The 11,167-nt window shown below is 65.0% G+C and carries 10 protein-coding genes and 1 tRNA gene; 5 read left to right on the top strand and 6 right to left on the bottom strand.

The genetic code is table 11. The features are described from left to right. Positions 1–149: 149 nt before the first annotated feature. Positions 150–338 carry a hypothetical protein gene (locus SB751_RS09660; RefSeq protein WP_410747995.1) on the bottom strand — a complete coding sequence of 63 codons (189 nt, stop codon included), beginning with the start codon at positions 336–338 and terminating at the stop codon, positions 150–152. 213 nt (positions 339–551) lie between these two features. Here SB751_RS09660 and SB751_RS09665 point away from each other — a divergent pair, with 213 nt between their 5' ends. After that, complete coding sequence (locus SB751_RS09665) at positions 552–2,921, top strand: hypothetical protein (protein ID WP_410747996.1); 2,370 nt, start codon at positions 552–554, stop codon at positions 2,919–2,921. 266 nt (positions 2,922–3,187) lie between these two features. Beyond that, positions 3,188–4,075 (top strand): restriction endonuclease, encoded by an 888-nt coding sequence (locus tag SB751_RS09670; RefSeq protein ID WP_410747997.1) that lies wholly within the window; start codon positions 3,188–3,190, stop codon positions 4,073–4,075. 8 nt (positions 4,076–4,083) lie between these two features. Here the strand turns inward: SB751_RS09670 and SB751_RS09675 are convergent, their stop codons facing one another. The 5 genes from SB751_RS09675 to SB751_RS09695 form a co-directional block, all read right to left on the bottom strand. Next, positions 4,084–5,097, bottom strand: coding sequence for a tyrosine-type recombinase/integrase (locus SB751_RS09675; RefSeq protein ID WP_410747998.1), 1,014 nt, complete (start codon positions 5,095–5,097; stop codon positions 4,084–4,086). Between the two features lie 101 nt (positions 5,098–5,198). Then, positions 5,199–5,273 (bottom strand) — tRNA-Val (locus SB751_RS09680). Positions 5,274–5,388: 115 nt separating this feature from the next. After that, positions 5,389–6,114, bottom strand: a complete 726-nt coding sequence (gene dnaQ / locus SB751_RS09685) for a DNA polymerase III subunit epsilon (RefSeq protein WP_144201796.1) — start codon at positions 6,112–6,114, stop codon at positions 5,389–5,391. A gap of 68 nt (positions 6,115–6,182) precedes the next feature. Continuing rightward, a complete protein-coding gene (gene rnhA / locus SB751_RS09690; RefSeq protein ID WP_144201794.1) occupies positions 6,183–6,620 on the bottom strand; it encodes a ribonuclease HI in 438 nt (145 codons plus the stop codon). Positions 6,621–6,636: 16 nt separating this feature from the next. Further along, the gene (locus SB751_RS09695; RefSeq protein WP_144201792.1) at positions 6,637–7,431 is read right to left on the bottom strand and encodes a class I SAM-dependent methyltransferase; all 795 of its coding nucleotides are present in this window, start codon (positions 7,429–7,431) and stop codon (positions 6,637–6,639) included. 10 nt (positions 7,432–7,441) lie between these two features. Here SB751_RS09695 and gloB point away from each other — a divergent pair, with 10 nt between their 5' ends. The 3 genes from gloB to SB751_RS09710 all read left to right on the top strand — a co-directional run bounded on the left by gloB (position 7,442) and on the right by SB751_RS09710 (position 11,133). Beyond that, entirely contained in the window at positions 7,442–8,242 is an 801-nt protein-coding gene (gloB, locus tag SB751_RS09700) for a hydroxyacylglutathione hydrolase (RefSeq protein WP_410747999.1), read from the top strand. 187 nt (positions 8,243–8,429) lie between these two features. Next, the gene (locus tag SB751_RS09705) at positions 8,430–10,133 is read left to right on the top strand and encodes a transglycosylase SLT domain-containing protein (protein ID WP_144201788.1); all 1,704 of its coding nucleotides are present in this window, start codon (positions 8,430–8,432) and stop codon (positions 10,131–10,133) included. Positions 10,134–10,185: 52 nt separating this feature from the next. After that, complete coding sequence (locus SB751_RS09710; protein WP_377731733.1) at positions 10,186–11,133, top strand: glycerophosphodiester phosphodiesterase family protein; 948 nt, start codon at positions 10,186–10,188, stop codon at positions 11,131–11,133. Positions 11,134–11,167 lie beyond the last annotated feature (34 nt).

Here is an 11,167-nt window from a genome sequence, read left to right on the forward strand (position 1 = left end):
ACAACTTGGACTACGCCGTGAGGGTGTTGCTGGCCGGTATTCTGGCGGATGCGGGGCAGGGCCGTTCAGACACCTAAACGCGTGGCTGATGCGAAACCCTGCGTTCGGCCAAGGGCATGAACTGAAAACCCGCCTTCTCGTCGCGGCACTTACAGCTTCTGCAAACGAGCCGCCAAGTCTTCAATCAGGGTCGCCACGAAGTCCGCTGCGGACTTGCCTCCCTTGGTGGCATCGGAGTACTTGGTGAAGTTCTCAAAGCTGAGGGCGCCGGATTTGACGGCATCTTGAACCAGGGTGACTGCCACGCTCTTGGCATCGGTTTCATCGTAGTAACTCATTTAGGCTCCTATGGGACCGCATGTGCGGCAAGCGGCATCTTACAGCACCTTATGCCGACCGGTTTCCGCCTGCTCGCGGCCTGTTTGCGAGAGGTGGCTCGACCCGTCTCTGCCGCGCCTCACGACCTTTTCATCATTTCGCCCCGGTCTCTGAGCCGGGGCTTTCATTTCTAGGTGCACCAACTGGTGCCCCACGAGACAAGGGGTTTCAAAATGGCAATTCCCGATTCCTTCGCGCTCAACTCCAGTGGGCAGGTAGTTCTTCAGGATGCAGTGCAGCGGGGTGGGCCGGCAACGCGAATCGACGGGGCGGCCTCGACAGCCGTCCCCCGTGCTGTGGGCGCGGAACTCGCACCGACCGACTGGAACGGTATCGCGCAGACGGGCTTGCGCTCGCTCGAAGCGGTGAACAAACTGGCTGACGGCGTGCTGAAGCCCTACGTGGAGCGGCTGGAGAAGCAGCAGTATTTCGAGGGGATGTCCAAGGTCGTGCAGGGGCAGACGCTCCAGCAGATCGAAAAGGACGACCCGTGGTACATGCAGGTGTTCGGCCCGTCCGCCACGGTGCGCGGCGCGCAGGCGATGACGGCCACGACCGCGCTTCAGCAGGCCGAGACGGACTTCATGTCCAACATGGACATGCTGCGCCGGCAGTCGCCCGATCAGGTGCGGCAGTTCCTCGTGCAGCAGGCTACCAACCTGGGGAACACCGGCGACCCACTGGTGGACGCCACGGTGCAGTCCAAGCTGGCCGAGTCGTGGGGGCCGATGCTGAAAACCCACATGCGGGAACACCTCGCATGGCAGCAGCAGGACATGCTGGACAAGCAGACCAACCTGAACCTGTCCATCGGCAATGGCATGCGGGCGCAACGCACCGCGAATTCCACAGGCTGGGACCTGGCTGAGAAGGAGGCCGCTTACGCGAGCGCCGTGGCCGCCGCCGCGCCGGCTCCAGGCCAGTCGCAGGACTCGTGGAACAAGGGCATGGCGCAGTCCCTCGTGGCCTCCCTACAGAACGGCAACTTCGACCACTACGAGGCGATCAAGGCCAGTCCGCTGTGGAACCAGATCAACGTGAAGGTGCGCGAGCAGATCGAGGAGAACATGCCTCAGTTCGTCATGAAGGACGCGCACCAGAACCCTGCGATCACGAGCCTGACGAACAACCTCGCCGGATTCGAGTTCACGCTGACCCACGGGTCATCGGGGATCACGACCGAGCGGGAGTTGGACGCCCACATCGACCAGTACAACGACAGGTTCTCGCAGCGCACTGGCGCAGGGGCACCGTTGATCGACAACTCCAAGCGCGCGGCCCTGCACAAGCAGTGGCTTGCCGGGCAAGCTGCGATGCAGAAGGCTGTAGCATCTGCTGCGGCGGCTGATGCCAAGTACATCGACTCGGCGAACGCCGCGAGTACAGCCTTCACCACGGGCAACCACTTTACGCTCAAGGGGCTGGAGCTAGACCGTAAGGCGGTGGCGGACACCATGAATGAGGCGTTCGACCGCGAAGTAGGGAGCAATGACCCGAATCGCATCAGGAACTACTTCCGCCGAGCAGCGCAAGTGTCGGTGGCCGAAAGCATGCGCAGTCCGAAGTTGGAGCAGATGCTCCAAGTCGGCGTCAACGGTTTCCTTACGGGCGGGAGTGCCGCCCCAACGAAGGAGCAGATTCAGGCGTTGGCTTGGGCCGGTGCGCTGTACCAATCCGGCGACAACGGCCCCGAGGCGCTGGTGAACTATCTCGGGGCTGACAAGGCAGCGAAAGTGGCTGGATTCCTGAACAGCGGTACGGACATCAACGATCCATCGGCCGTGGTGGAGTTCCGCAGGGCGATGCAGGCGGGACGTCCAGACGTCGCCCCTACCGGCGACGAGCGCAAGAAGGTGCGTTCTGTCATCCAGTCGGAGAACCCCGGTTGGCTGAAGCAGTTGGTCCCGTTCCTCGGGGGGGCGGGCATGCTGTCGAAGTACAAGCTGACGAACGAGACGGTGGTGAACCTGGAGAAGACGGTGGCACAGGACGCAGTGCGCTACGCGACCGCATACAACGTGCCGCTGGAGACGGCGACGAAGATCAAGCTGGCGGATACGCTAAAGAATGCGGACCTGCTTCCCGGTACGATCATCCCGGCACAAGGCAATGTGCAGGGTGATCGGTCGCTTAACGCGGCGGTGAACCGCATCCTTCCGGGCGTGGGTGTGCAGTCCACCGAGGTGTACCAGACGGCGGTGCAGAGCGTCATCAACACACGGCTTACGGATGGTGTGAGGAAGGCTGGCGGCGACATGTCGAACTTCAGCACCGACGATTACGTGATCCGCAGCGGGCAGCAGGTTGGCAATGGAATGCTCCTACTGTTCTTGTTTCCGAAGGACGCAACCAAGGCGGCAACGCTTGGCCCGACGCAGGTGAGCATTACACCGCAACCCGTGGCCGACGAGATTACGCGCCTCACCAAAGAGCGTGGGACGCGGAAGTCTCAAGGCGCTGCGCAGTCTCCGACCCTCGATGCACCGGGATTTGAGGAGAAGCGAAAGCAAGCCATGCGTAAGGCTGGCATTCTCGTTGACTAACACAGCCAGTTGTTGGGATGGCGAATGGGTGGGCCTCGTGCTGTCGCGGCCCCTCGCTCTCTCCTCAGCACCCGCCAGTGGTGGGGTGTTGGGGGAGAGCAACGAGGCGGAAGGCGTTCTCGGTTAGATTCGCAGATGGGGGTGGCGCGGGCTTGGGCCCGAGCGCCGCCCCGCACAAACACAGAACGATAAATGAGGTCGGGTCGATGGGACGTAGGAGAAAGGAGCCGTCGCTGAGCGACGTATTGTTGGATTCGCCCTGGTGGGTGTCCGCAGCACTGGCCGTGGGCGCGTACATTGTCTTTCGCGGGGTCTTGCCCGCTGCGTTCGCATCGAATCCTTTCCTCGCGGGCATCGTGATGATGAGTCAGTCGATGGCTTGGGTTCCAGCAACGATGTTCGCGTTCTTAGGATTGCTGTCGTTCATCCGCGAGCGGCGGCAGAAGGGCGGCAGCGCGGCGGAGAAGCCGCAGCCTACGGCACGGCGCCCGCCAGCAAGACAGCCACGGCAGCCTAGGCCGACGGCGTCGGGACCAAGGCAGCAAGATAGCGCGTCCGCTAAATCAGCCGACTCCAGGCGACCAACATCGTCAGCAGAGAAGCCGGAAATTAATAGCTGGACATTGGACGCGCTCAAGCTTCTAGAGTGGAAGCGATTCGAGCTGCTGTGTGTCGGGTACTACGAGGCTATGGGATTCACCGTCAAGACTGTGCCCCACGGCCCGGACGGCGGGATCGACGCGACGCTTTACAAAGCGGGGCTTGATGCCCCTGTTGCAGTCGTTCAATGCAAGGCTTGGAACAAGCCAGTGAAGGTCGAGCAGGTTCGCGCATTGGCCGGCGTCATGCATGAGCACAACGTGCGTCGTGGAGTGTTCTGGTCACTGTCTGGCTATGTGGGCCGACCGGTGCAGGAGTCGGCAGAGCGGTCCGGCATTCAATTGCTTGACGGCCCGGCCATCATTGAGCGGATTCGCGCACTGGACCAATACAAGCAGTCAACGCTGCTGGCGCAGGCATTTAAGGGGGATTACCGGACGCCGACATGTGCCGCTTGTGGCGTAAAGATGGTTGAGCGCGAAGGCAAGGCCGGACCGTTTTGGGGTTGCATAAACTATCCCCCTTGCAGGGTCAGGCTGCCCCGCGCTGTTTAACCTTCGAGTCAGCCCAGCTTCTCGGCCAGCTTCGCCGCATCCAGGTGGGTGTACCGCTTGAGCATCCGCAGGTCCTTGTGACCGGACACGCTGGACACTTCCATCTGATTCAGGCCCTTCTCGAACATGCGACTGACAGCCTCGTGGCGAAGGTCGTGGAAGTGGAAGTTCTCCAACTTGGCGCGGTCCACTGCGCGGATGAAGGCGCGCTTAAGAGCATCGGCAGTGACCTCCTTGAAGACTCGGCCAGTCATGTCCTCCGGGGCGGTGGCGCGACGGCGTAGGACTTCGATGGCATTCGTGCTAAGCGGCACGCCTCGGCCCTCGCCGTTCTTCGTCATACCTTCGAGCAGGCGGATAGTGCGGCGCGGGATGCTGACTTGGCCCCAATCCAGCCCGAGTAGTTCGGACTGGCGCATACCCGTCTCAATGGCGAGTTCCACCACGTCCCGCAGGTAGCCGCCCCTGCTCTCGTCGCAAGCCGCCAGTAGGGCAGTCTCCTCGTCAGGGGAGAGCCTTCGGTCACGGGGAGGGGGATTCTTCGGTCGCTGTACATCCGATACCGGATTGACGCCACCGGACACGCCCCATTCCTTACGGGCGTACTCAATCATGTGGTGCAGGATGTTCAGTTCCCGGTTGACCGTGGAAGCGGCCACCTTTTTCAAACGCTCGTCGCGGAACTCCCGTGCGGCGTCACTCGTGAGTGTACCCACGGTGTACCTCGGGATTTGACTTCGCTGGATGGCCCGGATGTGGTGCCTCTCGATTTCAGCGCTTTTCTTGCGGGGAGTGACTTCGGTGAGATAGCGGTCGATGAGGTCCGCCATTGAAGTCTTAGAACTCAACAGTGTTCGCTTGGTTACGCCGTTGCCGAGACTTAATTCGGTCTCGGCGGCCCAAGCCGCTGCTTCGTCTTTAGAGGGGAATGTCTTCGAGATGATGGGGAATCCGACCTTGCGCACTTTGGCTTGGTAGGAGATGTTCCCCTTGCTGTCTTCCCGGCGAATGATTGTACCCATGAGCAAAACCTCCAGAAACTTCGTTGGAGGCTGCTGTGCCCATAGTTGTACCCGGCTGGCAGTGTCAACTGCCGTTATCGCCTGGAAACCAGTATGAAAACTGGTGGGTGGTACAGGGATTGAACCTGTGACCCCTGCCGTGTGAAGGCAGTGCTCTACCGCTGAGCTAACCACCCCTTGCTGCGTCGGCGTCGTTGTTGCGTGACGTCGTGCAGTGGAGAAACGAGATTATGCAGATGTCGCAGTATCTTGTAAAGCCCTTTTTTCGGCTTTGCGCGAGAAAGTTCGCGATTACTGCAGCGTCGGCGTCGCTTCGGCCGGTTCCTGCCAGACGGTCTTGCCGCCGCTGGCCTTGTCGAGTTCCTTCAGCACGCCCATGTGGGCGGTGACTTCGTCGTCGGTAGCCAGCAGCACAGGCAGGGTCAGGGCGGAGAGGTCTGCCGCGGCCTGGGCGCCGGCGCCGTGGCTGCCGGCATCCAGCATGTCGATGACCAGCGAGTTCTGGCCGCGCGTCATGGCCAGGTAGACCTCGGCGAGCAGTTCCGCATCGAGCAAGGCGCCGTGCAGGGTGCGGTGGGCGTTGCTGATGCCGAGGCGGTCGCACAGTGCGTCGAGCGAATTCCGCTTGCCCGGGAACATCTGGCGCGCTTCGCGCAGCGTATCGATCACGTTGGCGGCGTGCGTGCGGAAGGGCTGGTGGCCCAGTCGCTGGAATTCCATGTCCAGGAATCCCAGGTCGAACGCCGCGTTGTGGATGATCAGCTCGGCGTCCTGCACGAATTCGCGGATGTCGTGGACCACTTCGGCGAATTTCGGCTTGTCGGCCAGGAAATCGAGCGTAATGCCGTGGACGGCGATGGCGTCCTCGTGGATATCGCGCTCGGGGTTGATGTAGTAGTGCAGGTGGCGGCCGGTCAGGCGCCGGTTCACCAGTTCCACGCAGCCAATTTCGATCAGGCGATCGCCGGTGGCGTGGTTCAGGCCGGTGGTTTCGGTGTCGAGAACGATCTGTCGCATGGCGGGCATTTTAACGGAGGCGAGGCAGGAGGCGAGGCAGGAGACGAGGACGGGCAGCGGGGGGGCGGTTACACGGCGATGGACGCCACGCCGCGATTCGCCAGCGCGTCGGCCCGCTCGTTGCCCGGGTGGCCGTTGTGGCCGCGCACCCAGTGCCAGGAGATGGTGTGCGGCTGGCGCGCTTCGTCGAGTTGCTGCCACAGGTCGGCGTTCTTCACCGGCTTCTTGTCGGCCGTCTTCCAGCCGCGCGCCTTCCAGCCGGTGATCCACTCGCTGATGCCTTTCTGGACGTATTGCGAGTCCGTATAGACCTGGACCACGCACGGACGCTTCAGGGAGCGCAGCGCCTCGATCACGGCCATCAGCTCCATGCGGTTGTTGGTGGTCGGGTTCTCGCCGCCGAACAGTTCTTTCTCATGGGTGCCCGCGACGAGCACGGCGCCCCAGCCGCCGGGGCCGGGGTTGCCCTTGCAGGCGCCGTCGGAGTAAATCGTAACTTCTTGCATGGCGTGGTCGATGGGTTCAGCGAGGGTCGCGCGGCGTCTTGCCGTGCGTGCCGGTGGGCGTGGCCACCGGGGCGGAGACTGGCGTCAGCGCGGATTTCGGATTTTTCCAGGCCGGGCCGACGAGTCGGATGTTCTTCACCCGCTTGACCGCCGAGATCATGTAGACGGCGCCGAAGATGGGCCACCAGCGGTCGCCGGCCTTCTCCATGAACGCGCTGCGTTGCAGCCAGCGCTCGGTGCGGTAGGGCGGGCAGTAGCAGCCAAAGCGGCCGCGAATGATATCGAACCCGAGCAGCTTGAGCCAGTCCTTGATGCGGACGAAACCCATGGTCTGGGCGTCGCTGGGCAGGAAGGGCAGGGCGCCGAGCCGGTTCAGGCCCTGGCGGGCGCCCCACAGGCTCATCGGGTTGAAGCAGGTCACCACGATGCGGCCTTCGGGCATCAGCACGCGGGAGACCTCGCGCAGCACTTCGTGCGGGTCTTCGGAGAATTCCAGGATGTGCGGCAGGGTGACGAGATCGATGCTCTGGGTGTCGAACGGCAGTTCGTCGAAGCGGCACAGCAGTTGGCGGGCATCCGGATGGGCGTCGCGCGGGCCATGGGGGCCGGCGCGGCCGTCCAGCGCCAGTGCCGAGAACGGCATGCGGTTCTCGCGCAGGGTGTCAATGGCGGGCAGGCCCATCTGCACGGCGTGATAGCCGAAGATGTCCGCCACGACCTGGTCGTACTGGCGCGACTCCCATTCCAGCACGTACTGGCCGGGCGGCGAGGCGAGCCATTCTTCCCAATCTATAATCGGTCGGTTGGACATAGGAGCACTCATGTTGAAAGTGGAGTCAATCCCCGCATTCCAGGACAACTATATCTGGGCGATCCATGACGGGCATAGCGCCGCCATCGTCGACCCCGGCGAGGCCGCGCCCGTGGCGCGGTTTCTGGCCGAGCGCGGGCTGGCACTGGGCGCTATTGTAATCACCCATCACCATGGCGATCACCAGGGCGGGGTGGCGGACCTGCTGGCGGCCCATCCCGAGGGGCCCGACGGCGCCCCCGTGCCGGTGGTTGGCCCGGCCGGCGAACGTATCGGCCACCGCACCCAGGCGGTGGGCGAGGGCGACACGGTGACGCTGCGCCATCCGGCCGCCGCCTTCCGCGTGATCGACGTGCCCGGGCATACCGCCGGCCATGTGGCCTATGCGGGCGACCTGCCCGGCGCCGGCCCGGTGGTGTTCTGTGGCGACACCCTGTTCGCCAGCGGCTGCGGGCGGCTGTTCGAGGGCACGCCGGCGCAGATGCTGGCCTCGCTGGACAAACTGGCCGCGCTGCCGGGCGACACCCGCGTCTACTGCGCCCACGAGTACACGCGCAGCAATGTGCGCTTTGCGCAGGCCGTGGAGCCGGCCAATGCGGACCTCGCCGCCTGGGCGGCCCGCGTGGACGCGCTGCGCGAGGCCGGCACGCCCACCGTGCCAACCACCGTGGCGCACGAGCGCGCGGTCAATCCCTTCCTGCGCTCGCGCGAGCCGCAGGTGCGCCGGGCGGTGGCCGCCCAGGGCGCCGATACAAGTACCGACGCGGCGGCTTTTGGCGCGCTGCGCGGCTGGAAGGACAACTTCCGCTGAGCGGGCGCAGGGCTTCCGCTGACCCCGGGCCGGCGCTGGGAAGACATCGGGGAGGACATCGAAGAGGACATCGAATTTGTCCGAAACAGGCCGGTTGATCGGCCGCTCGCGGGAAAATCTCATTGACGCCAACGGGGCTTTTCCATAGGATCGGGCCACCTTTTTTGGCGTCACTTCAGAGAAATTCATGCAATTTGGTCGATTTCTGGCGGTAGTTGCGTGTGCGGCGCTGGTTGCAGCCTGCGCCAGCACGCCCACCCCGCCCGCCGGCGAGATGGCCGGCACGACGACCGCCCTCGAATCCGGTCCGCCCAAGGACCCGCTCAACACGCTCAACAGCACCGGACGCGCCGGCACGCTCGGCAGCACCACCGTGGTCAATGTGGACCAGGTCAGCCTCGACTGGCTGCGCGGCCCGTCGAACGATATCTGGGACCGCATCCGCCGTGGCTTTGCCATGCAGGACCTCGAGGGCACGCTGGTCGATGACCGCACCCAGTGGTACGCGGCACGCCCTGACTATATGGAGCGGATGGTGGGGCGGTCGAGCCGCTACCTGTACCACATCGTGGAAGAGCTGGAGCGGCGCAAGATGCCCACGGAGCTGGCCCTGCTGCCGTTCGTGGAGAGCGCGTTCAATCCGCAGGCGGAATCCACGGCCAAGGCGGCCGGCATGTGGCAGTTCATCCCGAGCACGGGCAAGTCCTACAACCTCAAGCAGAACATGTTCCGCGACGAGCGGCGCGATGTGCTGGCCTCCACGGATGCCGCGCTCGACTACCTCTCGCGCCTGTACGACATGTTCGGCGACTGGCACCTGGCCCTGGCCGCGTACAACTGGGGCGAGGGCGCCGTCTCGCGGGCCATCGCCCGCAACCAGGCGCGCGGGCTGCCCACGGACTACGCCAGCCTGACCATGCCGAACGAGACGCGCTACTACGTGCCCAAGCTCCAGGCGGTGAAGAACATCATCGCCAACCCGGCCGCGTACGGCGTAAAGCTGCCCGAGATTCCCGATCACCCGTACTTCGTCACGGTGACCACCTCGCGGGACATCGACGTGGCGCTGGCCGCCAAGCTCGCCAACATGCCGCTGGACGAGTTCAAGGCGCTGAACCCCTCGTTCAACCGCCCGGTGATCCTCGGCGCGGCCAATCCGCAGATCCTGCTGCCGTTCGATAACGCCGAGCGCTTCCAGTACAACCTCAATACGTACCGGGGCGGGCTGTCGAGCTGGACGGCGGTGACCGTGGACAGCCGCGAGCGCGTGGAAGCGCTGGCGGCGCGGCTCAATGTCGATGCGGACACGCTGCGCGAGATCAACCGCATTCCCAAGGGCATGCGCCTGAAGGCGGGCTCGACGGTGATGATTCCGCGCTCCGAGCGGCATGACCAGGACATCAGCGCCTCGCTGGTGGACACGGCGATGCTGTCCGTGGAGCCAGATGTACCGGACGCCAAGCGCATCGTCGTGCGGGCCAGCCGGCGCGACACGGTGGTGTCGGTGGCGCGCCGCTACGGCGTCTCGCCGCGCCAGGTGCAGTCGTGGAACAAGCTGTCGGGCAGCAAGCTCGTGGCGGGCCAGAGCCTTGTGCTGATGGTCCGGCCCAACTCGCCGGCCGCCGCCCGCGCGGCGCGTGACGACGATGACGACACGCCGGCGCGTGCCGCCACGCGTGGCAAGCCAGAGCCCAGGGGCCGTACCGTCAGCAAGTCCGCCAAGGCGGAAAGAGCCGAGAAGGCGGAGCCGCGCAAGCGTGTGGTGGTGGAAGCCACCCCGCGCAAGGGTGCGGCCAAGCCGGCGTCCAAGGCCGCCTCGGCCAAGGTCGTGCGCGAGACCAAGGCGTCGCCGGCCCCCAAGGCGAGCGCCAGCAAGAGCAAGGTCCACTAGGACCAGACCGGGAGACTACCTGCCGCCCCCACTTCTCCGACGGAGGCGTTTTGTGAGCTTTACTCCCAATTTCCTGAAAGTTTCAACGTGCCGGACGGCGGCGGTGCTCGCCGCCGCCAGCCTGCTGGCGGCCTGCCCGTCGGCGGGGCCGGTGGCCGGCCCGCAGCGGCCCTGGATCATCGCCCACCGTGGCGGCACCGCCGATGCGCCGGAAAACACCCTCGCGGCAATCCGGTCGGCGCTATCCCACGGCGTGGACATGATCTGGCTGTCGGTCCAGTTGAGCCGGGACGGCGTGCCGGTGCTCTATCGTCCGGCCGATCTTTCCGCGCTGACAGACGGGCAGGGCACCGTGGCCGACACGCCGCTCGAAGCCCTTCGGCGGCTCAATGCGGGCTGGCGGTACACCGACCCGGCTTCCGGCACCCAACCCTATCGAACCCATCCCGAGCCGCTGCCCACCCTGGCGGAGGCGCTCGCGGCCATTCCACCCGCCGTGCCGGTCATCCTCGACATGAAGGCCGTGCCGGCAGCGCCCCAGGCAGCCGCCGTGGCGGCGGTGCTGGCCGAGCAGGGCGCGTGGGGCCGCGTGACCCTGTATTCGACCGATGCGGCCTACCAGCAGGCGTTCGCGGCGTGGCCGGAAGCCCGCGTGTTCGAGTCGCGCGATGCCACGCGCGGCCGGCTGGTGAACGTGGCGCTGGCGGACCGGTGCGACCCGCCGCAGGCACCCGGCACCTGGGCCGGGTTCGAAATGCGCCGCAATGTGGAGGTTGTGGAGTCCTTCACGATGGGCAAGGCCGGCTCGCCGGCGCGCGCGGCACTGTGGACGGCCCGCTCGGTAGCCTGCTTCCGCCAGGGCGCAGGTGCCCGGATGGTGGCATTTGGCGTCAACGATGCCGCCACTTTCGACGAAGCGGTCCGCCTTGGCATGGACGCCGTGATGGTCGATTCCCCGCGCCAGATGGCCCCGCTGCGCGCCCACGGCGGGTCCCGGTAGTTCCACGCCAGTTCCCCATAATTTCCGCCAGTTC

It is taken from the genome of Cupriavidus sp. SIMBA_020 (genome assembly GCF_046535395.1).
GTDB classification, from domain to species: domain Bacteria; phylum Pseudomonadota; class Gammaproteobacteria; order Burkholderiales; family Burkholderiaceae; genus Cupriavidus; species Cupriavidus campinensis.